Annotated in this window: 18 protein-coding genes; 5 read left to right on the top strand and 13 right to left on the bottom strand. The window is 52.3% G+C overall.

Annotated features, from left to right (window positions below; genetic code table 11):
* Positions 1 to 50: 50 nt before the first annotated feature.
* Complete coding sequence (locus tag OGX89_RS15760; protein WP_063940947.1) at positions 51 to 875, top strand: MurR/RpiR family transcriptional regulator; 825 nt, start codon at positions 51 to 53, stop codon at positions 873 to 875.
* A gap of 55 nt (positions 876 to 930) precedes the next feature.
* Here the strand turns inward: OGX89_RS15760 and eno are convergent, their stop codons facing one another.
* From eno to rlmD, 5 genes are all read right to left on the bottom strand, one after another.
* Complete coding sequence (gene eno, locus OGX89_RS15765) at positions 931 to 2,229, bottom strand: phosphopyruvate hydratase (protein WP_003034129.1); 1,299 nt, start codon at positions 2,227 to 2,229, stop codon at positions 931 to 933.
* Positions 2,230 to 2,316: 87 nt separating this feature from the next.
* Positions 2,317 to 3,954 (bottom strand): glutamine hydrolyzing CTP synthase, encoded by a 1,638-nt coding sequence (gene pyrG, locus OGX89_RS15770; protein WP_003034127.1) that lies wholly within the window; start codon positions 3,952 to 3,954, stop codon positions 2,317 to 2,319.
* Positions 3,955 to 4,178: 224 nt separating this feature from the next.
* Positions 4,179 to 4,970, bottom strand: coding sequence for a nucleoside triphosphate pyrophosphohydrolase (mazG, locus tag OGX89_RS15775; RefSeq protein WP_003825693.1), 792 nt, complete (start codon positions 4,968 to 4,970; stop codon positions 4,179 to 4,181).
* Positions 4,971 to 5,100: 130 nt separating this feature from the next.
* A complete protein-coding gene (relA, locus tag OGX89_RS15780; RefSeq protein WP_003825690.1) occupies positions 5,101 to 7,335 on the bottom strand; it encodes a GTP diphosphokinase in 2,235 nt (744 codons plus the stop codon).
* A gap of 100 nt (positions 7,336 to 7,435) precedes the next feature.
* Complete coding sequence (gene rlmD / locus OGX89_RS15785; RefSeq protein ID WP_008785684.1) at positions 7,436 to 8,734, bottom strand: 23S rRNA (uracil(1939)-C(5))-methyltransferase RlmD; 1,299 nt, start codon at positions 8,732 to 8,734, stop codon at positions 7,436 to 7,438.
* Between the two features lie 57 nt (positions 8,735 to 8,791).
* Here rlmD and barA point away from each other — a divergent pair, with 57 nt between their 5' ends.
* Positions 8,792 to 11,548 (top strand): two-component sensor histidine kinase BarA, encoded by a 2,757-nt coding sequence (barA, locus tag OGX89_RS15790; protein WP_003825687.1) that lies wholly within the window; start codon positions 8,792 to 8,794, stop codon positions 11,546 to 11,548.
* A 128-nt stretch (positions 11,549 to 11,676) separates the two neighbouring features.
* Here barA and OGX89_RS15795 read toward each other — a convergent pair whose 3' ends face one another.
* From OGX89_RS15795 to syd, 8 genes are all read right to left on the bottom strand, one after another.
* Positions 11,677 to 12,819 (bottom strand): glycerate kinase, encoded by a 1,143-nt coding sequence (locus OGX89_RS15795; RefSeq protein ID WP_003825686.1) that lies wholly within the window; start codon positions 12,817 to 12,819, stop codon positions 11,677 to 11,679.
* A gap of 82 nt (positions 12,820 to 12,901) precedes the next feature.
* Positions 12,902 to 14,242 (bottom strand): glucarate dehydratase, encoded by a 1,341-nt coding sequence (gene gudD, locus OGX89_RS15800; RefSeq protein WP_003825684.1) that lies wholly within the window; start codon positions 14,240 to 14,242, stop codon positions 12,902 to 12,904.
* Positions 14,243 to 14,262: 20 nt separating this feature from the next.
* Positions 14,263 to 15,603 (bottom strand): enolase C-terminal domain-like protein, encoded by a 1,341-nt coding sequence (locus OGX89_RS15805; RefSeq protein WP_032934086.1) that lies wholly within the window; start codon positions 15,601 to 15,603, stop codon positions 14,263 to 14,265.
* 2 nt (positions 15,604 to 15,605) lie between these two features.
* Positions 15,606 to 16,958 carry a galactarate/glucarate/glycerate transporter GudP gene (gene gudP, locus OGX89_RS15810; protein ID WP_003825678.1) on the bottom strand — a complete coding sequence of 451 codons (1,353 nt, stop codon included), beginning with the start codon at positions 16,956 to 16,958 and terminating at the stop codon, positions 15,606 to 15,608.
* A gap of 342 nt (positions 16,959 to 17,300) precedes the next feature.
* Positions 17,301 to 17,750 carry a flavodoxin gene (locus OGX89_RS15815; protein ID WP_126956662.1) on the bottom strand — a complete coding sequence of 150 codons (450 nt, stop codon included), beginning with the start codon at positions 17,748 to 17,750 and terminating at the stop codon, positions 17,301 to 17,303.
* A 19-nt stretch (positions 17,751 to 17,769) separates the two neighbouring features.
* Entirely contained in the window at positions 17,770 to 18,552 is a 783-nt protein-coding gene (gene truC, locus OGX89_RS15820) for a tRNA pseudouridine(65) synthase TruC (protein WP_003825671.1), read from the bottom strand.
* On the bottom strand, positions 18,552 to 18,881 hold the full coding sequence (locus OGX89_RS15825) for a YqcC family protein (protein WP_126956659.1): 330 nt from the start codon (positions 18,879 to 18,881) through the stop codon (positions 18,552 to 18,554). Before OGX89_RS15825 ends, truC begins: the two co-directional genes overlap by 1 nt.
* A 632-nt stretch (positions 18,882 to 19,513) precedes the next feature.
* Complete coding sequence (syd, locus tag OGX89_RS15830; protein WP_003825668.1) at positions 19,514 to 20,059, bottom strand: SecY-interacting protein; 546 nt, start codon at positions 20,057 to 20,059, stop codon at positions 19,514 to 19,516.
* Positions 20,060 to 20,127: 68 nt separating this feature from the next.
* Between syd and queF the strand changes: the two genes are divergently transcribed.
* The 3 genes from queF (at position 20,128) to OGX89_RS15845 (ending at position 24,304) form a co-directional block, all read left to right on the top strand.
* A complete protein-coding gene (gene queF, locus OGX89_RS15835; protein ID WP_003825665.1) occupies positions 20,128 to 20,976 on the top strand; it encodes an NADPH-dependent 7-cyano-7-deazaguanine reductase QueF in 849 nt (282 codons plus the stop codon).
* Between the two features lie 113 nt (positions 20,977 to 21,089).
* The gene (gene ppnN, locus OGX89_RS15840; RefSeq protein WP_003034076.1) at positions 21,090 to 22,454 is read left to right on the top strand and encodes a nucleotide 5'-monophosphate nucleosidase PpnN; all 1,365 of its coding nucleotides are present in this window, start codon (positions 21,090 to 21,092) and stop codon (positions 22,452 to 22,454) included.
* Positions 22,455 to 23,014: 560 nt separating this feature from the next.
* Positions 23,015 to 24,304: an HAAAP family serine/threonine permease gene (locus OGX89_RS15845; RefSeq protein ID WP_003034073.1), complete on the top strand. Its 1,290-nt coding sequence runs from the start codon at positions 23,015 to 23,017 to the stop codon at positions 24,302 to 24,304.
* The last annotated feature ends 1 nt before the right edge of the window (position 24,305 follow it).

Below are 24,305 nucleotides of genomic sequence, written 5' to 3' on the forward strand. Positions count from 1 at the left end.
CCCCTGCTTTCCGCCACACTATCAACAGAGAAACGCATTAAGGATTTTGCATGTCAGAAAATGAAAACCTGCTGCTGAGATTGCGCCAGGGCGTTGACGGATATAGCCGAACACAGCAGAAGCTGGGAGAGTTTGTGCTCAGCGATCCGGCAAAAGTTGTCTACCTGACGATTACCGAACTGGCGCGTGAAAGCGACACCAGCGAGGCGAGCGTCACACGTCTGTGCCGCGCACTTGGGTGTAAGGGTTATAACGAATTCAAAATGGCGCTGGCACTCGATCTCCAGCAAGGACAGCCGGTAGAGCACAGCGGGGATGAAATTGACAATGTGGTCAATGAATCCGTACAAGCGTTGCAGGACACAGCAAAATTACTCGACAGGACATTACTGGAATCCGCCGCTTTGGCACTGCATCAGGCCCAGTCGGTACAGATTTATGGCGTAGCGGCCAGCGCTATACTGGGGGAGTATTTACATTACAAACTCCTGCGCCTCGGCAAACCTGCACAATTGTTCAGTGACATGCATCGTGCAGCCATGAACGCCACAACGCTTAACAAAGACACGCTGGTGGTAGCGATTTCCAGTTCAGGTTCGACGCGCGATCTACTGCATGTCGTTAAACTGGCGCGTAAGCAAGGCGTGCGCGTACTGGCGTTAAGTAATACGCCGCGCAGCCCGTTGGCTTCGCTGAGCGATATTCAACTGGTCGCAGCCAAACCAGAAGGTCCGTTGAGTGCTGGCGCGCTAAACGCCAAGGTGGGAGTGATGCTGTTGGTAGAACTACTGACTACGTCGCTGATTGCTCTGGATGAAAAGTACAGTGATGTGAGCCAGCAAACCGCCAGCGCAACCCTTCCTCTACTGCTTTAAGGGCATAAAAAAACCCGCCGCAGCGGGTTTTTACGTTAAGAGTTAAAGAACAGGATTACGCCTGACCTTTGATCTCTTTACGACCGTTGTACGGTGCTTGTTCACCCAGAGCTTCTTCGATACGAATCAGCTGGTTGTACTTAGCAACGCGGTCAGAACGGCTCATAGAACCAGTTTTGATCTGGCCTGCAGCGGTACCAACAGCCAGGTCAGCGATGGTAGCGTCTTCAGTTTCGCCAGAACGGTGAGAGATGACAGCGGTGTAGCCAGCGTCTTTCGCCATTTTGATCGCAGCCAGAGTTTCGGTCAGAGAACCGATCTGGTTGAATTTGATCAGGATGGAGTTAACGATGCCTTTTTCGATGCCTTCTTTCAGGATCTTGGTGTTAGTTACGAACAGATCGTCACCAACCAGCTGGATTTTGTCGCCCAGTACTTTAGTCTGGTATGCGAAACCGTCCCAGTCAGACTCGTCCAGACCATCTTCGATGGACACGATCGGGTACTGTTTGGTCAGTTCTTCCAGGAAGTGAGTGAATTCTTCGGAGGTGAATGCTTTGTTGCCTTCGCCAGCCAGAACGTATTTACCGTCTTTGTAGAATTCAGAAGCTGCACAGTCCATCGCCAGGGTGATGTCTTTGCCCAGCTCGTAGCCAGCTGCTTTAACCGCTTCAGCGATTACAGCCAGAGCTTCAGCGTTGGAACCCAGGTTCGGCGCGTAGCCACCTTCGTCACCAACTGCAGTGTTCATACCTTTAGCTTTCAGAACTTTAGCCAGGTTGTGGAACACTTCAGAACCCATACGAACGGCTTCTTTCAGAGTCTTAGCGCCAACCGGCTGAATCATGAATTCCTGGATGTCGACGTTGTTGTCAGCGTGCTCACCACCGTTGATGATGTTCATCATCGGAACCGGCATGGAGTATTTACCCGGAGTACCGTTCAGTTCAGCGATGTGTGCATACAGCGGCAGGCCTTTTGCAGCTGCTGCTGCTTTGGCGTTCGCCAGGGACACAGCCAGGATGGCGTTTGCACCGAAGTTGGATTTGTTTTCAGTACCGTCCAGATCGATCATGATCTTGTCGATGCCAGCCTGATCTTTAGCATCTTTACCCAGCAGAGCCTGAGCAATTGGGCCGTTAACAGCTGCAACAGCTTTCAGTACGCCTTTACCCATGAAACGGGATTTGTCGCCATCGCGCAGTTCCAGTGCTTCGCGGGAACCAGTAGAAGCACCTGACGGAGCTGCTGCCATACCAACGAAACCACCTTCCAGGTGTACTTCGGCTTCAACAGTCGGGTTACCACGGGAGTCGATGATTTCACGACCGATGATTTTAACGATTTTGGACATTAGATTTTCCTCAGTACAAGTTAAACTAAAACTCCAGACAAACAATGCACCCTAATGGGTGCATTGCCGTTCTAACTTATTTACTTCTTACTTCGCCTGACGCTTCTGATGTTCACTGGCGGCTTTCACAAAGCCGGCAAACAGCGGGTGCCCATCACGTGGCGTGGAAGTAAATTCCGGGTGGAACTGACAGGCCACGAACCACGGATGATTCGGTACCTCAATGATCTCGACCAACTGATCATCACCGGAACGGCCTGCAATACGCAGACCCGCAGCTTCAATCTGTTTCAACAGCATATTGTTGACTTCATAACGGTGGCGATGGCGTTCAACAATTGTCGGCGCGCCGTACAGTTGACGAACCAGGCTATCGTCGCTCAACTGACACTGCTGCGCGCCAAGGCGCATTGTGCCGCCCAGATCGCTCTTCTCTGTACGGACTTCGACGTTGCCGTCTTCATCGCGCCATTCGGTAATCAGGGCCACCACCGGGTACTTACAGTCTGGCACAAATTCCGTGGAGTTGGCGTTGTCCATACCCACTACGTTACGTGCAAACTCAATCAACGCAACCTGCATACCCAGGCAAATGCCCAGATAAGGAATATTGTTCTCACGCGCAAAACGCGCCGTCGCGATTTTACCTTCAACACCGCGGTAGCCGAAGCCGCCAGGGATCAGGATGGCATCAAGACCTTTCAGGATCTCAACGCCACGCGTTTCGACATCTTGCGAATCGATCAGCTTGATGTTGACGGTGACACGATTCTTCAGACCACCGTGCTTCAGCGCTTCGATAACTGACTTATAGGCATCCGGCAGTTCAATGTACTTGCCGACCATACCGATAGTCACTTCGCCTGCCGGATTCGCTTCTTCGTAGATAACCTGTTCCCATTCTGACAGATTAGCTTCCGGACAGTTCAAGCTGAATCGTTTACAAATATAATCGTCAAGGCCCTGAGATTTCAACAGGCCCGGGATTTTATAGATGGAATCGACATCTTTCAGAGAAATCACCGCTTTTTCCGGAACGTTACAGAACAATGCAATTTTTGCACGTTCATTAGCCGGAACTGCGCGATCGGAGCGGCAAATCAGGATATCTGGCTGAATACCGATAGAAAGCAGCTCTTTTACAGAGTGCTGAGTCGGTTTAGTTTTGACTTCACCTGCCGCCGCCATGTACGGAACCAGCGTCAGATGCATAAACAGCGTGTGCTCACGGCCAATTTCTACGGCCATCTGGCGAATCGCTTCAAGGAACGGCAGAGATTCGATATCCCCAACGGTTCCGCCGATTTCGACCAGAACAACATCATGACCTTCACCGCCTTCCAGAACGCGCTCTTTAATGGCATTCGTGATGTGCGGGATAACCTGAACTGTTGCGCCCAGGTAGTCGCCACGGCGTTCTTTACGCAGAACGTCGGAGTAGATACGACCCGTAGTGAAGTTGTTGCGGCGGCTCATTTTGGTACGAATGAAACGCTCATAGTGACCCAGGTCCAGGTCGGTTTCAGCGCCGTCTTCGGTAACGAACACTTCCCCGTGTTGGATTGGGCTCATAGTACCTGGATCGACGTTGATGTACGGATCCAGTTTCATCATGGTTACATTGAGGCCACGGGCTTCAAGAATGGCTGCCAGGGAGGCTGCGGCAATGCCTTTTCCCAGAGAGGATACGACCCCGCCGGTCACAAAAATATAGTTCGTTGTCATGCTGGACCTGAGAAGTTAGGGTGAAACGATGGAATTACCAAGACGGGAAAGTAGTATACCCGAACATGACGAGCGCCACAAACTTTCATTATTCCTCCTCTTCACCAGGCTCACATTAACATCGGGAGTGAGAAAATAGCCCCTTTGGGGTAAATGTTTTTGACGTAAATCAAGCGCTTGTTATTTAAAAAATCACACAAATCGCCCTTGACCGACGAAATCCCTTAGAGATCAATTTCCTGCCGTTTTACCTGTTGCCAGACTTCTTCCATAGTTTCCAGATCAACACCAGTCATTTCCAGACCGCGCGAAGCCACAATTCGCTCAACTTCACGAAAACGCCGCTCAAACTTCTCGTTCGCTTTCTGCAATGCGGTCTCTGCTTTAGTGCCTAAATGCCGGGCCATATTGACCGTAGCAAACAGCAGATCGCCCATTTCCTCCTCCAGTTTAGCCTGGTCGACAACAGCCTGCTTAGCCTCAAACATGACTTCGTCGATCTCTTCGTAAACCTTGTCGACAACCGGTCCTAATGTTTTCCAGTCGAAACCAACATTTGAGCAGCGTTTCTGGATTTTTTGGGCGCGCATTAATGCCGGTAAACTGCGGGGAATATCGTCGAGTGCGGAATGCTGTGCCTTCTGGGCGCGTTCTTCACTTTTGATTTTTTCCCAGCGGGTCAAAACCTCAGTACTGTTACTGGCAGAAACATCAGCAAAAACATGTGGATGACGGCGTTCAAGCTTATCGCTTATCGCAGCACAAATATCATCAAAGTTGAAGCGTCCTTCTTCCTGCGCCATCTGGGCGTAAAACACCACCTGGAACAGCAGGTCGCCCAGCTCTCCGCGCAGGTCGTCAAAGTCTTCACGCGCAATCGCGTCCAGCACTTCATAGGTTTCTTCGAGAGTGTAAGGAGCAATAGTAGAGAATGTCTGCTCTTTGTCCCACGGACAGCCGTTTTCCGGGTCGCGCAGGCGCTGCATAATACCGAGCAGTCGGTCGATTTGATTCATTGGAATGTCCTGAAATTTCAATATAGTAGACCGGATAACGCGACAACCGACATCCAGCAACATAGCAATGCCTGATGGCAACGCTAACGCGTCTTATCAGGCCTACAAGGTTATCCGGCCTACAAAATCATTAATTACCGTGCAAGCGACGTGCGTCGATCACATCCGGTACCTGGTTCAGCTTGCCGAGCACGCGCCCGAGCACCTGCAGGTTATAAATTTCGATGGTCATATCGATGGTGGCCAGCTGTTGTTTGGTATCACTTCGGCTGGCAACTCCCAGCACGTTCACCTTCTCGTTGGCGAGGATCGTGGTGATATCACGTAACAAGCCGCTGCGATCGTTGGCCTGGACGCGAACCACCAGCGAATACCCTGCCGAGTAGCTTTCGCCCCAGACCGCATCAACAATACGTTCCGGCGCATGGGAGCGCAGCTCAGCCAGCTGTTCACAATCCGCCCGGTGCACGGAAATACCGCGTCCCTGGGTAATAAACCCGACAATCTCATCGCCTGGAATCGGCTGGCAGCAGCGGGCGATGTGGTGCATCAGGTTACCTACCCCTTCCACCACCACACGACCGTCGTCTTTACGACGACTCTGCGGTGCCTGCGTTTTCTGCTGAAGCTGTTTCAGTGCGGCGGCATCCTGTTCGGCAGCGCTTGGCTTATTAAACTGCGCCTGCAGGAAGTTCACCATTTGGTTGAGGCGGATGTCTCCCCCACCAATCGCCGCCAGCAACTCGTCCAGCTCATTGAAGCTGTAGCGCGGTAGCAGGTGTTTTTCCGCCTCTTTCAGGCTGATGCCTAAATGCGCCAACTCATCGTCGAGGATCTGGCGACCTGCAAGGATGTTCTTATCGCGGTCCTGTTTACGGAACCAGGCGTGGATCTTCGAACGCCCACGACTGGTGGTTACGTAGCCAAGGTTAGGGTTCAACCAGTCGCGGCTTGGGTTTGGCTGTTTCTGGGTGATAATTTCAATTTGATCGCCCATCTGCAGCTGGTAGGTAAACGGTACAATGCGCCCACCAATTTTCGCGCCAATGCATCGATGCCCCACATCGCTATGAATGTGGTAAGCAAAATCGAGCGGCGTGGAGCCCGCAGGTAAGTCTACAACGTCGCCTTTTGGCGTAAAGACGTACACGCGGTCATCAAAGACCTGGCTACGGACTTCATCCAGCATTTCACCGGAATCCGCCATCTCTTCCTGCCAGGCAATCAGCTTACGCAGCCACGCAATGCGATCTTCATGACCAGAACGCGCCGCGCCTGAAGCGGTACCCTCTTTGTACTTCCAGTGCGCCGCGACGCCCAGTTCGGCATCTTCGTGCATCTGTTTGGTACGGATCTGAATTTCGATGGTTTTCCCGCCCGGCCCCAGCACAACCGTATGGATTGACTGGTAGCCATTGGGTTTCGGATTAGCAACGTAATCATCGAACTCATCCGGCAGATGGCGATAGTGAGTATGTACTATCCCGAGTGCGGCATAGCAGTCCTGTAAACGCTCTGCCACGATACGCACTGCGCGTACATCGAACAGTTCATCGAAGGCTAATTGCTTTTTCTGCATTTTGCGCCAGATACTGTAGATATGCTTCGGACGTCCGTACACTTCAGCTTTGACGCCTTCCGTTTTCATCTCTGAGCGCAAATGACCGACGAACTCATCAATGTAATGTTCCCTGTCGATACGTCGTTCATGCAGCAGCTTGGCTATGCGTTTGTATTCAGCCGGGTGCAGATAACGAAAGCAATAATCTTCCAGCTCCCATTTTAATTGCCCGATTCCCAAACGGTTGGCCAGCGGCGCATAAATATTGGTGCACTCTTTTGCCGCCAGAACGCGTTCATCTTCCGGCGCGTCTTTCACTTCACGCAGATGGGCAATCCGCTCTGCCAGCTTGATGACCACACAGCGGAAGTCATCTACCATTGCCAGCAGCATGCGGCGGACGTTATCGACCTGCTCGGAAGAAACTGAATCGGTATGCGTGGCTTTAAGCTGGCGTATCGCCGCCATATCACGCACACCGTGGATAAGATGAACAATAGATTTGCCCACGCTCTCGCGCAGGATGTCTTCACTGACCACGTTGGCATCAGCCAGAGGGAACAGCATTGCTGCACGCAGCGTGTCGATATCCATGCTCAACATAGAGAGAATTTCTACCATCTCCACGCCACGCCACAGCAGCAGATCCGCATCCGGATGCCCCTGTGTCTGCTGGAGGCAGTACGCCCAGGTTTCGGCTAAGCGTTCACACGACTGCTGGCTGGAGATCCCCAGACTCGCGATCCATTTCTTTGGATCAAACTCACCAGCTTTATTTATATGTGCACTTCTTACCGCAACCATTGTCCTCTCCTTAAGGGGCCAGGCCTGTCGAAGTCGACAAGCCCTACCCATTGTCTTTCATGCTGCATTACAACCCGAAATCCAATGGGTACAAAATTCATTACAAACGCTCAAACAGGACCATTGATTCCAGGTGTCCAGTGTGCGGAAACATATCGAGCATCGCCAGTCGCCGTATGGCGTATCCAGCGTTGAGCAAAGCATCGCTGTCACGAGCCAGCGTTGCTGGGTTACAGGATACATAAACAACGCGTATAGGTTCTAATTTTATAATATGTTGCATCACACCTGCAGCCCCCGCACGCGCAGGATCGAGCAATACTTTGTCGAATCCGTTTTTCGCCCACGGCTGTCGGGTAACATCTTCCTCAAGGTTTTCATGAAAGAATGTCACATTGTGTAATCCGTTATTCAGCGCGTTTTCTCGGCCTTTTTCCACCAACGCAGGAACACCTTCCACACCAACCACGCTTGCTGCCCGAGTTGCCAGCGGTAGGGTAAAATTGCCCATGCCACAGAACAAATCGAGTACACGATCTTCAGGTTGTACATCGAGCCATTCCAGCGCACGGGCGACCATTTGTTGGTTTACCCCTTCATTGACCTGAATAAAATCGCGCGGGCTGAAGGTTAACCGTAGTCCATTTGAGTCATACCAGGGCGATTCTTCTGATATTGATTCCAGTATCTCGCTTTGCGGGGCCAGAAACAAAGACAGCCCCTGAGAATGCGAAAAGCATTCCAGTTTTTCTTTATCCGCAGCACTCAATGGCGCCGTGTGGCGCAAAATCATCAGGGTTCCGCTTCCCGCCTGTACCAGCTCAACATGGCCTAGATGGCGTAACCCTTGCAGACTTTCCAGACACGCTCTGAGATGGGGCAATAACGCCTCAAGCTGGGGCACCAAAATAGGGCATTGTTTGACATCGATAATGTCGCTGGAACCGGATTTGCGAAACCCCATCTGCAATTTTTGTTCTTTTGGCCGATAGTTCAGGCTTAAACGTGCGCGACGACGATAGCCCCACGGGGCATCAGCTATAACATCCGACACCTCACATTTCATTAAACGCGACAACGCCGCGCTTTTGCTACGCTGCTGCAATGAGATGCTGGCATGCTGCTGCTGGCAACCGCCGCACACGCCAAAATGCGGGCAACGTGGCACTTCACGCTGTGGGCTGTCGTTTAAACGTCGTTTTACTTGCGCGCGGGCAAACTGTTTTTTATCTTCGGTAATCACCACCTCGGCGCTTTCCTGGGGTAGCAATTCCGGTATAAACAACGCCTTTCCGTTATGGCGAGCGACGCCCTGACCAAAAGGATCGAGGTCATTGACGGTAACGGTTATGATCTGACGCGTCGTCACGCGTCGTTTTGCAGAGTAGAATTGCGCCATCGACGAGATATTTCTCTATTTAACAGTGTGACCCTAATTGTCCCATAACGGAACTCCATGACCAACTACAGCCTGCGCGCACGCATGATGATTCTGATCCTGGCCCCGACCGTCCTGATAGGTTTGTTGCTCAGTATCTTTTTTGTTGTGCATCGCTATAACGACTTGCAGCGTCAACTGGAAGATGCTGGTGCCAGCATCATTGAACCACTCGCGGTCTCCAGCGAATATGGCATGAACCTGCAAAACAGGGAATCCATCGGCCAGCTTATCAGCGTGCTGCATCGTCGCCATTCCGATATCGTGCGGGCAATTTCTGTTTATGACGAAAATAACCGACTGTTCGTCACCTCTAATTTTCATCTCGATCCGTCTGAAATGCAGTTGGCGACCGGTTCACCGTTTCCCCGTAAGCTGAGCGTCACCCGGCACGGGGATATCATGATCCTGCGAACCCCTATTATATCGGAAAGCTATTCACCGGATGAATCCGCCGTAAGCGACGCCAAAAACACCAAAAATATGCTGGGGTATGTGGCGCTTGAGCTGGACCTTAAGTCCGTACGATTGCAGCAGTACAAAGAGATCTTTATCTCCAGCGTAATGATGCTGTTTTGTATTGGTATCGCGTTAATTTTCGGCTGGCGTCTTATGCGCGACGTGACCGGCCCGATTCGCAATATGGTGAATACCGTTGACCGAATACGTAGAGGACAGCTCGACAGCCGCGTGGAAGGTTTCATGCTGGGCGAGCTGGATATGCTTAAAAATGGCATCAACTCGATGGCAATGTCTCTCGCGGCTTACCATGAAGAGATGCAGCACAACATCGATCAGGCCACCTCTGACCTGCGCGAAACGCTGGAGCAGATGGAAATCCAGAACGTCGAGCTGGATCTGGCGAAGAAACGCGCCCAGGAAGCGGCACGTATTAAGTCTGAGTTTCTGGCAAACATGTCCCACGAGCTGCGAACACCGCTGAATGGCGTGATTGGCTTCACCCGTCTGACGCTAAAAACCGAACTCAACACCACACAGCGCGATCACCTGAATACCATTGAACGCTCAGCTAACAATCTGCTGGCCATCATCAATGATGTACTCGACTTCTCCAAACTTGAGGCGGGCAAGCTGATTCTGGAAAGCATTCCGTTCCCGCTGCGCAGCACGCTGGATGATGTCGTCACACTGTTAGCACATTCATCCCATGATAAAGGGCTTGAGCTGACGCTGAATATTAAGAATGACGTACCGGACAACGTCATCGGTGACCCGTTGCGTTTACAGCAGGTGATCACCAATCTGGTCGGCAATGCCATCAAATTTACCGAAGGCGGCAACATCGACATCCTGGTCGAGAAGCGAGCCCTTAGTAACACGAAAGTGCAAATTGAAGTACAAATCCGCGATACCGGGATCGGCATTCCTGAGCGCGATCAATCCCGTCTGTTCCAGGCCTTCCGCCAGGCGGATGCCAGTATTTCCCGGCGTCATGGCGGAACCGGGCTAGGCCTGGTCATTACGCAAAAACTGGTCAACGAAATGGGTGGGGATATCTCCTTCCACAGCCAGCCGAACCGGGGCTCCACGTTCTGGTTCCATATCAGCCTCGATCTTAACCCTAATGTTCTCGTTGACCGCTCAACCACACTCTGCCTGGCCGGTAAACGACTGGCCTACGTCGAACCTAACGCCACCGCCGCACAATGCACGTTAGATATATTGAGTGAAACACCGCTGGAGGTGATTTACAGCCCTTCATTCTCCGGGCTGCCGAAGGATCACTACGATATTCTGCTGCTCGGCATTCCGGTCACTTTACGCGAACCGCTCACCATGCAGCATGAGCGGCTGGCAAGCGCAGCGGCGATGACCGACTTTTTGTTACTGGCCCTCCCTTGCCATGCGCAGATTAACGCCGAGAAGTTAAAACAGGGCGGCGCGGCGGCGTGTCTGTTGAAACCGCTCACCTCAACCCGCTTACTGCCTGCGCTGACAGAGTATTGTCAGCTGAACCACAGCGCGGATCCGCTGCTGGTAGACGAGAGCAAAATCGCGATGACCGTCATGGCGGTAGACGACAACCCGGCGAACCTCAAGCTGATTGGCGCATTGCTGGAAGATAAGGTACAGCACGTCGTGCTCTGCGACAGCGGGCATCAGGCGGTGGATCGCGCCAGACAAATGCAATTTGATCTGATCCTGATGGATATTCAGATGCCTGATATGGACGGCATTCGCGCTTGTGAACTTATCCACCAGCTTCCTCATCAACAGCAGACACCTGTCATTGCGGTCACCGCACACGCCATGGCCGGGCAGAAAGAGAAGCTACTCAGCGCCGGGATGAACGATTACCTGGCGAAGCCTATCGAGGAAGATAAGCTACATAATCTGCTGTTACGTTACAAACCGGGTGCAAGCACATCGCTGCGGGCACTCACCGCAGAACCTCTTGAGCCAGTCGTCAATCCGAACACGACGCTCGACTGGCAACTGGCATTAAGGCAAGCCGCGGGTAAGAACGATTTGGCGCGGGATATGCTGCAAATGCTGATCGATTTTCTGCCTGAGGTGCGTAACAAAATCGAAGAGCAACTGGTCGGAGAGAACCCCGAAGGGCTAGTGGATATGATTCACAAGCTGCACGGCAGTTGTGGTTATAGTGGTGTCCCCCGCATGAAAAACCTGTGTCAGCTCATTGAACAACAGCTACGCAGTGGAACCAAAGAAGAAGAGCTGGAACCTGAGTTTTTAGAGCTTCTGGATGAGATGGACAACGTTGCACGCGAAGCAAAGAAGCTGTTGGGGTAATATTTGCCGGAAGGCGGCGTGACCGCCTTATCCGGTCTACAGGTTTCGCTGTTTACCGTAGGCACGATAAGCGTCGCGCATCGGGCACATCGCCGAATGCGGCGTAAACGCCTTATACGACCTCCAACTCAGCGTAATTGCTGCCCTGCTTTGAGCGTTGCAGCCACGTTTCTCGCCGTCATTCGCACGTTGTCGCTCGCGTTCTTTAGCGCTTCATCCAGCGTACAAATGGTATAGATGACGCTGAAAACCGCATCCAGCCCATGCTCATGGACCACACCGACATCGGCCGTCAGGCTACCTGCGATACCGATAACCGGCTTGTTGTAACGCTTTGCGACCTTCGCCACGCCAACCGGAACCTTACCGTGAATAGTCTGACTATCAATGCGCCCTTCACCCGTGACAACTAAATCCGCATCCGCAACGCAGGCATCAAGGTGTAACGCATCGGTCACTATCTCAATACCGCAGCGTAACTTTGCGCCGCAAAACGCATACAGCGCCGCCCCCATACCACCAGCCGCACCACCACCGGCCAGATCCAGCACGTTGACGTCCAGATCGCGGGCAATGAGTTGCGCATAGTGCGTGAGCGCCCGATCCAGGCGGGTAATCATCTCCGGCGTCGCCCCTTTTTGCGGACCAAAAACCGCAGATGCGCCCTTTTTTCCAGTCAACGGGTTGGTCACATCGCAAGCAACTTCAATACAGCACCCGGCAAGACGGCTGTCTAACTGAGAAATATCAATCCGGGACAGAGATTCCAGACCGATTCCGCCTTGCGCAATTTCGTTATTTTGCGCATCCAGCAGTTTTGCTCCCAGCGCTTGCGCCATCCCGGCACCGCCATCATTGGTGGCGCTACCGCCAATCCCAATGATGATATGTTCAACGCCAGCGTCCAGCGCATGACGGATTAACTCCCCAGTTCCCCAGGATGTCGTTTTCAGCGGATCGCGTAACCCCACAGGAACCTGTTCCAGTCCGCTGGCGGCCGCCATTTCGATAAACGCCGAGCGCTCATCACCAGATAAACCATAAAATGCCTGAATTGTGTTGCCCAAAGGGCCGGTAACATCAACATGCACAAGGTGACCTTGCGTTGCGGCAACCATCGCTTCGACCGTTCCTTCACCGCCATCTGCAACCGGAATCTTCACGTAATCCGCATCGGGCCAGATCTCACGAAACCCCTGCTCTATAGCCGTTGCCACCTCAAGCGCACTCAAACTTTCCTTATAGGAATCTGGTGCGATTACTATTTTCATAAAGCATCCTTACGCATGTTGACTATGTTAAGCATACACCAGGAGCAAAACCGCTCACTCTATAGGAGCGGTCCTGGATCACTTAGCGAACCATGCACGGACGCTTATTATCAAACGTCCAGTTCGGGATAAGATACTGCATACCCATCGCATCATCACGCGCACCCAGTCCATGTTGCTGGTACAGTTCATGCGCTTTCATGACCTGATCCATATCCAGCTCCACGCCCAGACCCGGTTTTGCCGGAACCTGCACCATGCCACCTTTGATTTCAAACGGCTCTTTGGTCAAGCGCTGATTGCCTTCCTGCCAGATCCAGTGGGTATCGATAGCGGTTATTTTACCCGGAGCCGCCGCCGCAACATGCGTAAACATCGCCAGCGAAATATCAAAGTGGTTGTTAGAGTGCGATCCCCAGGTCAGCCCGAACTCATGGCACATCTGCGCCACACGGACAGAACCCTGCATGGTCCAGAAGTGCGGGTCCGCCAGTGGGATATCAACAGACTGCAACGACAGCGTATGCCCCATCTGACGCCAGTCGGTGGCGATCATGTTGGTGGCGGTCGGCAGACCGGTGGCGCGACGGAATTCCGCCATCACTTCACGACCTGAGAAGCCCTGCTCGGCACCGCACGGATCTTCCGCATAGGCCAGAGAACCCTTCAGATATTTGCCGATCTTAATCGCTTCATTTAGCGACCACGCGCCGTTCGGATCCAGCGTGACGCGGGCCTGCGGGAAGCGCTTCGCCAGCGCAACGATAGATTCTGCTTCCTCTTCCCCGGCCAGCACGCCGCCTTTCAGTTTAAAATCATTAAAACCATACTTCTCATATGCGGCTTCCGCCAGGCGCACTACCGCATCCGGGGTCATCGCTTCTTCATGACGCAGACGATACCAGTCGCATTTCTCATCCGGCTGACTCTGGTACGGCAGCGGCGTTGCCTTACGGTTACCCACGAAGAACAGGTAACCCAACATTTCAACTTCGCTACGCTGCTGGCCATCCCCCAGCAAAGAGGCGACGTTTACGCCCAAATGCTGACCTAACAGATCCAACATGGCCGCTTCGATCCCAGTAACCACATGAATAGTGGTACGTAAATCGAAGGTCTGCAAACCGCGACCGCCCGCATCACGATCGGCAAAAGTATTGCGTACCGCATTCAGCACGTTTTTGTATTCACCTAACGTTTTACCTACCACCAACGGGATCGCATCTTCCAGCGTTTTGCGGATTTTTTCGCCGCCGGGAATTTCACCCACGCCGGTATGACCGGAGTTATCTTTAATAATCACAATATTGCGCGTGAAGAACGGAGCATGTGCGCCGCTCAGGTTCATCAGCATGCTGTCATGACCCGCAACCGGAATAACCTGCATAGAGGCAACCAATGGGGTAGAAAATTGTGCGCTCATAATTAAGTCCTTATTCAAAATTAGTGGCGGCCGAAAACGGGACGTTTACGGTCAAAAGTCCATCCGGGGATCAGATACTGCATTGGGCCTGCGTCATTACGCGCGCCACCGGGCAGCGCCTTATAGGCTTCATGCGCTTTCTGTACCTGATCCCAGTCCAGTTCCACGCCCAGACCGGGCGCATCGGGTACCGAAATTTTTCCGTTTTTAATCTCCAGCGGATTTTTGGTCAGGCGGCAATCGCCCTCCTGCCAGATCCAGTGGGTATCAATAGCCGTTGGATTACCCGGTGCAGCCGCACCAACGTGGGTGAACATCGCCAGGGAAATATCAAAATGATTGTTAGAATGGCAGCCCCAGGTCAGGCCCCAGTCGTCGCATAACTGTGCCACGCGTACCGCGCCAGAAAGGGTCCAGAAGTGCGGATCGGCCAGCGGAATATCTACTGAATTCAGCATCACAGCATGGCCCATTTCACGCCAGTTGGTGGCTATCATGTTCGTTGCTACCGGCAGACCGGTTGCACGGCGGAACTCGGCCATCACTTCGCGGCCAGAAAAACCCTGTTCGGCGCCGCATGGATCTTCGGCGTAGGTCAGAACATCGTTCAGCCCTTTACACAGGGAGATGGCTTCATCCAGCAGCCAGGCACCGTTGGGATCAACCGTAATACGTGCATCCGGGAAGCATTTTTTCAGCGCACGAGCGGTGTCGATTTCCTGCTCGCCAGGCAGTACACCACCCTTGAGTTTGAAATCTTTAAAGCCGTAGCGATCCTGCGAAGCCTGAGCCAGACGTACCACAGCCTCACTATTCATCGCTTGCTGATGACGCAGGTGATACCACTCATGGTTTCCCGGCGTGCTTTCCAGATACGGTAAATCGGTCTTTGTGCGATCGCCCACGTAGAACAGATAGCCGAGTACGGTGACCGCATCGCGCTGCTTGCCCGGCCCTAACAGTTCACAAACCGGCACGTTCAGCGCCTTACCCAGCAAGTCGAGCAATGCGGCTTCCAGCGCCGCTACCGCATTGACCCGTAGTTCAAAGGTCCAGGCGCCTTTGCCAAAGGTGTCAAAATCAGCGGCCTGGTTGCCTTTATGCACCTGCTGCACCACCTTATTCAGGCGCGCGACTTCCTGGCCCAACACCTGCGGAATCGCATCCACCAGCGTCTGATAAATCACTTCGCCACCTGGCGCTTCACCGACACCGGTGTTTCCGGCATTATCGGTGAGCACCACGATATTACGAGTAAAGTATGCGTTATGCGCGCCGCCAATATTGAGCAGCATGCTGTCATGACCGGCCACCGGGATGACCTTCATATCGGTAATAACGGGACTCGATTGTGTTGTCATCATCATTGTCCTGCGACAGGTTTCAGTTCGATACGTTTAATATCGCCCACCAGCACCAGATAGCTCACCACCGCAATCAGCGCATGTACCCCGACGTAAATCAACGCGCCGTTAAACGAGCCGGTAGTCCCGACGATGTAGCCGATAGCAATTGGCGTGACGATGCCGGAGATGTTGCCAAACATGTTGAACAAACCGCCGCTCAGACCGCTGATCTCTTTAGGTGCGGTATCAGCCATCACCGCCCATCCCAGCGCACCGATACCTTTGCCGAAGAAGGCCAGCGCCATAAAGCCGATGATCATCCACTCCACATTGACGTAGTTACAGAACACCATCACCATCGACAGCAGCATACCGAGTACGATTGGCGTTTTACGGGCGATATTCAGCGAACCGGTACGACGCATCAGCCAGTCGGAAATAATGCCGCCGAGCACGCCGCCGGCGAATCCGCAAATGGCCGGAACCGAAGCAACAAAGCCAGCTTTCAAAATCGACATACCGCGAGCCTGCACCAGATAAACCGGGAACCAGGTGATAAAGAAGTAGGTCAGCGCGTTAATGCAGTATTGGCCGATGTAAATCCCGATCATCATCCGTGAACCCAGCAGCTGTTTGATTTGCCCCCACTTCACGCTAAACGGCACTTTAGTTTTGGCTGCCGCCTGATCCATGTTGATCAACGCCCCACCTTCGGCAATGTACTCCAGCTCTTTTTGGTTTACGCCCGGGTGCTGGTTAGGTTCATGAATCACCTTCAGCCAGACGAAGCTGATAATGATCCCGAGGCCGCCCATAAAAAAGAACACATGCGACCAGCCCACTTCATGGGTCAGCCAACCCATGATTGGCGCGAAGATAACGGTGGCAAAGTATTGCGCAGAGTTAAAGATAGCGACCGCCGTGCCCCTTTCCTGTGCCGGGAACCACGCCGCCACAATACGACTGTTGCCAGGGAAGGAGGGCGCTTCAGCTAAACCGACGAGGAAACGCAGAGTAAACAGCGCAACGATAATGCCGAAACCACTGAAGATATCGACAAAACCCTGCAACAGGGTAAACATGGACCAAATAAAGATGGACCAGAAATAAACGCGTTTTGAACCAAAGCGGTCGAGCAACCAGCCGCCAGGAATCTGGCCGATAACATAGGCCCATGAGAAAGCGGAGAATACATACCCCATCCCTACCGCATCCAGACCAATGTCTTTGGCCATCTCCGAACCGGCAATGGATAAGGTGGCGCGATCGCCGTAGTTGAAGGATGTGACGATAAACAGCATCACCACTATCCAGTAGCGAGCGTTAGTGCGTTTTTCCGCGCTGCTCGCCGCCTGACTTAATGAACTCATTGTTGCACTCCTGAATCCTGGCTTTCGCCAGTTCATTCTGTACAGCACCTGTAGGGTGATCAGAATGAGAGGTTAGTGTGTGGCAGTGTTGGTACAGCTCAGGGCCGTTTTATTCTGACTCGCTGCCATTCCGGGAACTGACGGGAAAAGTATATGAAGGAGTGCCACTTGCCCTCACCGTGCATGAACACAACATTAGGGAGGCAGTGAGAAGTTGTTTGGGGCATAAGCCCAAAGTAGTGGAAGTTAGTTCACGTAATTGGGGTTTTATTGCCGGGTGGCGGCTTCGCCTGGCCCGGCTTGCGGTTCAAATGGGGGTTGCAGCCCGTACGGGCGAGGGAGTTATTTAAGCAAGGTTCCCCAGTTTTCTACCCAGGGATTGGATTCGCTTTCCGGTTCAGGATGCTCGCTGGCATCAATCAGCAGCATTTCTCCTACACGGTGGGCGCTTTGTTCCTGCAACAAGGCATCGAACTGTTTGCCGCCATTGCAGAAATTAACGTAGCTACTGTCGCCCAGCCCAATTACCCCGTAATGCAGATTTTGCTGGAAACCGAGATTATCTTTGATCCCTTGAAACAGCGGCACGATGCTATCCGGCAGATCGCCCTGCCCGGTCGTGGAAGTCACCACCAGTACATATTTATCCTGATATGCCTGCCAGTCGTTAAGCTCCGGATCTTCGAACACCGTAGCTTTATGACCCTGCGCCGTCAAAATAGCTTCGGCCTCTTCGGCAACCAGCAGCGCGTTTCCGTACATCGTGCCGACAAAAATTCCAATTTCCGCCATAACCGTAATCTCCTGGGACTTAAGAATCTATCTGCTCATCCTGACCTGACAGCCCGCTGAACTCAACCCTTTCATTCTCAGGGAGAAGTCCACGCCAGCCAAACTGTGATAACGCCTGCATCCAGACGTCATCCAGTCCGGCGCGAATAACCAGCGGTTCGCCGGTGAAAGGATGGGTCAGCGCAAGCTGGCTGGCATGCAGCATCAATCTCTGGCAACCGAAATGCTCTGCGGCGCTGCGGTTTTGCCGCAAATCACCATGCTTGCTGTCGCCGATAATCGGATGGCGCAAGTGCGCCAGATGGCGTCTGAGCTGGTGCTTGCGACCGGTTTTAGGGTCCAGCTCCACCAGCCCGTAACGGGTAGTCGGATAACGCCCGGTCGCTACCGGCATTTCTACCGTTGCCAGGCCACGATAATGGGTGACAGCAGGCTGCGGGCCTTTATCATCGCGGGCAAACTTATCGGCAATCTTATCCAGCTCTTCGACCAGCGGGTAATCCAGCACGGCATCATCCATCAGCCAGCCACGCACAATCGCATGATAGCGTTTCTGAATTTGATGATGTTCAAACTGCTGGGACAGTAAACGCCCGGCTTCGCTGGACAGTCCCATCAGCAGCACGCCGGAGGTTGGTCTGTCGAGTCGATGGGCGGTAAATACGTGCTGACCAATTTGGTCGCGCACCGTTTGCATCACCACCACTTTCTCATCCCGGTCGAGCCAACTGCGGTGAACCAACCAGCCCGAAGGTTTATTGACGGCGACCAGCCATTCGTCCTGATAAAGAATTTCCAGCATCAGGCGTTATCACTTGTAAACAGCGCATCCAGCTCCTGCAATGCAGCCAGGAGAATGTCGCGCTGCGGGTGATCGGCTGCCAGCGCCATTTCGTAATACGGTGCGACGGCAAAAGCCTGCGGAAGCGGCTGCGCGTTATCAATCAACGCATGCATGCGGGGAATCAACACCCACTGCAGCCACTCGACCGGCTCCATGGTATCCATACAAAAAGGCTGCGTACTGGTAAACAGCTGCTCTGCTGGCTCATCCATCCGCCAGTGATGATGTTCACGCAGTAGCGCTTCAAGTGCGTGTAACTGCTGGCGCACACGGTCATGAGTCGTCATGAAATTAACCTCAATGATGAAAAAATCTGGCGCGAAGAATAGCACTAGTGAAGGGAAATAAAAAAAGGGAGCACTGTAAAAACAGTGCTCCCGGTTCGTTTCGCAGCATTCCAGCTACTTTTAGTGCTCCCTGCTCATCCGTGACAACTTTTCCTGTGGTCTTACGACCATGTTCATCCTGAACTTTTGCATCCTGCTCACATCACCCCGATGTGAAAACTTCATCCTGAAGTATCCTGGCCATCCAGACCCGCCGAACATCCTGACCGGCTCTCATTCTCCATCCTGGAGGTGTCCTTTAACGCATCCAGCGTCTTCCTCTTTGCTTCGTCCTGAAGCCTGTCCTTGCAACACCGTCCTGGTGTGTCCTGGCGAAGAGCCATCATCCTGATGTTCTCTTCGTTGTGCGACTCCTTGTCGACAGATATAGAATCGCCTGTTTCGCTTTGTCTTACAAGATGCTTACAGGCTTACCCTTACGATTATTTTCGTATGAAAGTTGACAATAAAACACTAACCAATTGAATAATAATAAATTATTATTTTATCAATTCATTAAGTCTTTACTTATCACCTGGCAATGTCCTACAGGGTTTGTAAGAGATCTCTCACAAGATTCAGGGCAAACTGGATTACAGAACTGGCTTAAGTTGAGTGAGGAATTCCGCAAGTGAAGCCGCCAGCACCGTTCGTTTACGGGTTCCCAGCGTTTCTTTGCACACTTCACCGGACAGATTGCACACCGAAATGACGTCAAGCTCATTATCTTGTGTGGCAATAAAAAGCGTAGGTGATAGCTTGAGGCGCTTTTGCGTAACCAGATGACCAATCAGGTTTTCCTGAACGCGCCTGAAGTCATCTTCACTCCAGGTTTGCAGCAGCGTGAGCTTTTCATCCGCAAACTGCGCGTGCATATCACCAGCAAACTGGGTGGTGTAAAAAGCGTGAACGGCAGGTTGTACCACAATATCAAAGGCCCGTTCAACCGCATTGAGGTTATTTTCGCCGACAAAAGGTTGAGGCCGCCAAAATACGGCATCGTCTGTGGAAGAAATGATACACGGAGAAGGTACGCCATACAGCTCTTCGCTGAGCGGCCAACTGTTGTTTTTTTCATGCCATGCGTCGCAATAACGCGTCGTAAAGGCTATCAACGCCTGCGCTGTCAATTCGTCCACTGATTTCTCTCTTCACAAAAGCCAGGATACACTTGTCGCATAGTGTATCTGGTTTATGACGGTGAAACATGTCCTCTTATGAAAATCATCAGGCGCTTAACGGCCTGACTCTTGGTAAATCAACGGATTACCGAGACAATTACGATGCAAGTCTGTTGCAGGGCGTTCCGCGCAGCCTGAATCGCGACCCGCTGGATTTAAAGGCCGATAACTTGCCTTTTCACGGTGCGGATATCTGGACGCTATATGAACTGTCGTGGCTGAATGCCAACGGCTTACCGCAAGTCGCGGTCGGTCACGTGGAACTGGATTACACCAGCGTAAATCTGATTGAGTCGAAAAGCTTTAAGCTTTACCTGAACAGTTTTAACCAGACGCGTTTTGATTCCTGGGACGCGGTACGCCAGACACTGGAAAACGATCTTCGCGCATGCGCTCAAGGTGATGTCAGCGTGGCGCTGTACCGCCTTGACGAACTGGAAGGGCAGCCGATAGCCCACTTTAATGGGACCTGTATCGACAATCAGGATATCGTCATCGACAACTACCAGTTCAGCACTGCGTATCTGGAAAATGCCGTGAGCGGTGAAAAAGCAGTGGAAGAGACGCTGGTCAGCCACCTGCTGAAATCCAACTGTCTGATTACCCATCAACCCGACTGGGGCTCCATACAAATTCAGTATCGTGGACGGAAAATCGACAGAGAGAAGCTGCTGCGTTATCTGGTCTCCTTCCGCCACCATAATGAATTTCATGAGCAGTGCGTGGAACGTATTTTCAATGACATTCTGCGCTTCTGCCAGCCAGAGAAACTGAGCGTCTACGCACGCTACACGCGACGTGGCGGCCTGGACATTAACCCATGGCGCACCAACACCGATTTCACTCCGGCAACCGGTCGTCTGGTACGTCAGTAATCTTTTTTCTCAATTTTGCGTGTCGGATTCCGCGCGCAAGGTTGTGAAAGGTCATAAGCCAGGGCTATTGTAATCAATAGGGAATGACGTGTTGCGTCCCATAAGGAGTTTACTTGATTACACATATTAGCCCGCTTGGCTCAATGGACATGTTGTCGCAGCTGGAAGTCGATATGCTTAAACGCACGGCCAGCAGCGACCTGTATCAACTGTTTCGTAACTGTTCGCTTGCCGTTCTGAACTCCGGCAGTTTGACCGACAACAGCAAAGAACTGCTGTCACGCTTTGAAAGTTTCGATATTAACGTACTGCGCCGCGAACGGGGCGTGAAGCTGGAACTGATCAACCCACCTGAAGATGCGTTTGTTGATGGACGCATTATTCGTGCGCTACAGGCAAACCTGTTTGCCGTGCTGCGTGACATTCTGTTCGTCAATGGCCAGATCCATAACGCTGGTCGTTTTCAGCATCTGGATCTCGAAAGCTCGGTGCATATTACCAACCTCGTATTCTCGATCCTGCGTAATGCACGGGCGCTGCACGTTGGTGAAGCGCCGAACATGGTCGTCTGCTGGGGCGGTCACTCAATCAACGAGAATGAATACCTGTACGCCCGTCGCGTCGGCACCCAACTGGGCCTGCGCGAACTAAACATCTGTACCGGCTGCGGTCCGGGGGCGATGGAAGCGCCAATGAAAGGCGCTGCGGTCGGCCACGCCCAGCAGCGATACAAAGACAGCCGCTTTATTGGCATGACCGAACCGTCAATCATCGCCGCTGAACCGCCTAACCCGCTGGTAAACGAACTGATCATCATGCCGGACATTGAAAAACGTCTGGAAGCGTTCGTGCGTATCGCCCACGGTATTATCATCTTCCCGGGTGGCGTAGGGACAGCAGAAGAGCTGCTGTATCTGCTGGGGATCCTGATGAATCCTGCCAACAAAGATCAGGTTCTACCGCTGATCCTGACCGGACCAAAAGAGAGTGCGGATTACTTCCGCGTGCTGGACGAATTTATCGTGCACACGCTGGGGGAAGATGCGCGTCGCCACTATCGCATCATCATTGACGATGCGGCAGAAGTGGCGCGTCTGATGAAAAAAGCGATGCCGCTGGTGAAAGAAAACCGTCGCGACACAGGAGATGCTTACAGCTTTAACTGGTCGATTCGTATCGCGCCCGATCTGCAGATGCCGTTCGAGCCGTCCCATGAAAACATGGCCAACCTGAAGCTGTACCCGGATCAACCCGTTGAAGTATTGGCCGCCGATTTACGGCGTGCATTCTCCGGTATTGTGGCAGGTAACGTGAAGGAAGTCGGGATCCGCGCTATTGAAGAGTTTGGCCCGTACAAAATCCACGGTGACCGCGAAATGATGCGCCGCATGGACGATCTCCTGCAGGGCTTTGTTGCACAACATCGTATGAAGTTACCGGGCACTGCGTATATCCCTTGTTACGAGATCTGCGCCTAACCTTCAACACCCGCTAGCAGCGCTATAGCGGTGACAGTTTTGTCCATATCAAAGCCGGGTTTGGCGCACTTGCCTCCCGGCTTTTTTTAGTGATACCAGTCACATAGCTCCGACAATCATATAAATGCCAGTGATGATTCATAAAAAACAGCGAGCTACGCAAACGATTACCTTGAAAAACCAACCGTGATTTATCTTAGAAAATTATTATTAGTCGCCGAAATCATCTAAAAACAACAGTTTTTACAGCTGAACACGCCTATCTTCGCGCCTTCGCTTTCATGAGATATGTCGTTAATGTTAGCCTTCGCGCCCGTAAATTCGCTTTGACTATTTTTTAACAGATTAATGGCCCAAATTTATCCACATAAAAGGTGGATTATTGCATTTGGGATCCCGATCACTGATACATTCATTACTAAAATGTATCTTTCCGCCCGAAAATTATTACGGCGAAAAATTATATAAAAATCGCTCAACGAATTTCGATTTACAGTCGGGTACTTTCTCATTGGATTGACCCCAAACCCGACTTTTTAAGCTTCCTCCAGGAGAAATAGATGGAAAACACTCAAACCAGCACTATCGTTACGGGCCAGACCCGCAGCGCATGGCGCAAAACAGACACCATGTGGATGCTGGGCCTTTACGGCACGGCGATTGGGGCGGGTGTATTGTTCCTGCCGATTAACGCAGGCGTAGGCGGTATGATCCCGCTGATCATCATGGCGATCCTTGCCTTCCCAATGACCTTCTTTGCACACCGTGGCCTGACTCGCTTTGTGCTGTCCGGTAAAAATCCGGGTGAAGACATCACCGAAGTTGTAGAAGAACACTTTGGTGTTGGTGCAGGTAAACTGATTACCCTGCTCTACTTCTTCGCTATCTACCCGATTCTGTTGGTTTACAGCGTAGCCATCACCAACACGGTTGAAAGCTTCCTGACCCACCAGCTGGCGATTACGCCGCCACCGCGCGCAATCCTGTCACTGATCCTGATTGTCGGCATGATGACCATCGTGCGCTTCGGTGAGCAGATGATCGTTAAGGCGATGAGCATCCTGGTATTCCCGTTCGTTGCGGCGCTGATGCTGCTGGCGCTGTACCTGATCCCTCAGTGGAGCGGTGCGATTCTGGAAACCATGTCTTTTGACTCTGCGGCAACCACCGGCAACGGCCTGCTGTTGACCCTGTGGCTGGCAATTCCGGTAATGGTGTTCTCCTTCAACCACTCCCCGATCATCTCCTCCTTCGCCGTGGCGAAGCGTGAAGAGTACGGTGATGAAGCAGAGAAAAAATGCTCCAAGATTCTGGCATTCGCTCACATCATGATGGTACTGACCGTTATGTTCTTCGTCTTCAGCTGTGTATTCAGCCTGACTCCGGCAGACCTGGCAGCAGCGAAAGAGCAGAACATCTCGATTCTGTCTTACCTGGCGAACCACTTTAACGCGCCGATTATTGCCTGGATGGCACCGATCATCGCGATTATCGCTATCACCAAATCCTTCCTGGGCCACTACCTGGGCGCACGTGAAGGCTTCAATGGTATGGTGATTAAGTCTCTGCGCGGCAAAGGCAAATCCATCGAAATCAACAAACTGAACAAAATCACTGCGCTGTTCATGCTGGTAACCACCTGGATTGTGGCGACGCTGAACCCAAGCATCCTCGGCATGATTGAGACCCTGGGTGGCCCAATCATCGCGATGATTCTGTTCCTGATGCCGATGTATGCCATTCAGAAAGTACCGGCAATGCGTAAGTACAGCGGCCATATCAGCAACGTCTTCGTTGTGATTATGGGCCTGATCGCTATCTCCGCTATTTTCTACTCTCTGTTCAGTTAAT

Origin of the sequence: Citrobacter sp. Cpo103, assembly GCF_030332605.1 — a bacterium.
Classification (GTDB): Bacteria; Pseudomonadota; Gammaproteobacteria; order Enterobacterales; family Enterobacteriaceae; genus Citrobacter; species Citrobacter portucalensis.

Bases quoted from the DNA above. Each gene is read 5' to 3' on its own strand.
- OGX89_RS15760 (WP_063940947.1), top strand. From the start codon at position 51: ATGTCAGAAAATGAAAACCTGCTGCTGAGATTGCGCCAGGGCGTTGAC.
- eno (WP_003034129.1), bottom strand. From the start codon at position 2,229: ATGTCCAAAATCGTTAAAATCATCGGTCGTGAAATCATCGACTCCCGT.
- pyrG (WP_003034127.1), bottom strand. From the start codon at position 3,954: ATGACAACGAACTATATTTTTGTGACCGGCGGGGTCGTATCCTCTCTG.
- mazG (WP_003825693.1), bottom strand. From the start codon at position 4,970: ATGAATCAAATCGACCGACTGCTCGGTATTATGCAGCGCCTGCGCGAC.
- relA (WP_003825690.1), bottom strand. From the start codon at position 7,335: ATGGTTGCGGTAAGAAGTGCACATATAAATAAAGCTGGTGAGTTTGAT.
- rlmD (WP_008785684.1), bottom strand. From the start codon at position 8,734: ATGGCGCAATTCTACTCTGCAAAACGACGCGTGACGACGCGTCAGATC.
- barA (WP_003825687.1), top strand. From the start codon at position 8,792: ATGACCAACTACAGCCTGCGCGCACGCATGATGATTCTGATCCTGGCC.
- OGX89_RS15795 (WP_003825686.1), bottom strand. From the start codon at position 12,819: ATGAAAATAGTAATCGCACCAGATTCCTATAAGGAAAGTTTGAGTGCG.
- gudD (WP_003825684.1), bottom strand. From the start codon at position 14,242: ATGAGCGCACAATTTTCTACCCCATTGGTTGCCTCTATGCAGGTTATT.
- OGX89_RS15805 (WP_032934086.1), bottom strand. From the start codon at position 15,603: ATGACAACACAATCGAGTCCCGTTATTACCGATATGAAGGTCATCCCG.
- gudP (WP_003825678.1), bottom strand. From the start codon at position 16,958: ATGAGTTCATTAAGTCAGGCGGCGAGCAGCGCGGAAAAACGCACTAAC.
- OGX89_RS15815 (WP_126956662.1), bottom strand. From the start codon at position 17,750: ATGGCGGAAATTGGAATTTTTGTCGGCACGATGTACGGAAACGCGCTG.
- truC (WP_003825671.1), bottom strand. From the start codon at position 18,552: ATGCTGGAAATTCTTTATCAGGACGAATGGCTGGTCGCCGTCAATAAA.
- OGX89_RS15825 (WP_126956659.1), bottom strand. From the start codon at position 18,881: ATGACGACTCATGACCGTGTGCGCCAGCAGTTACACGCACTTGAAGCG.
- queF (WP_003825665.1), top strand. From the start codon at position 20,128: ATGTCCTCTTATGAAAATCATCAGGCGCTTAACGGCCTGACTCTTGGT.
- OGX89_RS15845 (WP_003034073.1), top strand. From the start codon at position 23,015: ATGGAAAACACTCAAACCAGCACTATCGTTACGGGCCAGACCCGCAGC.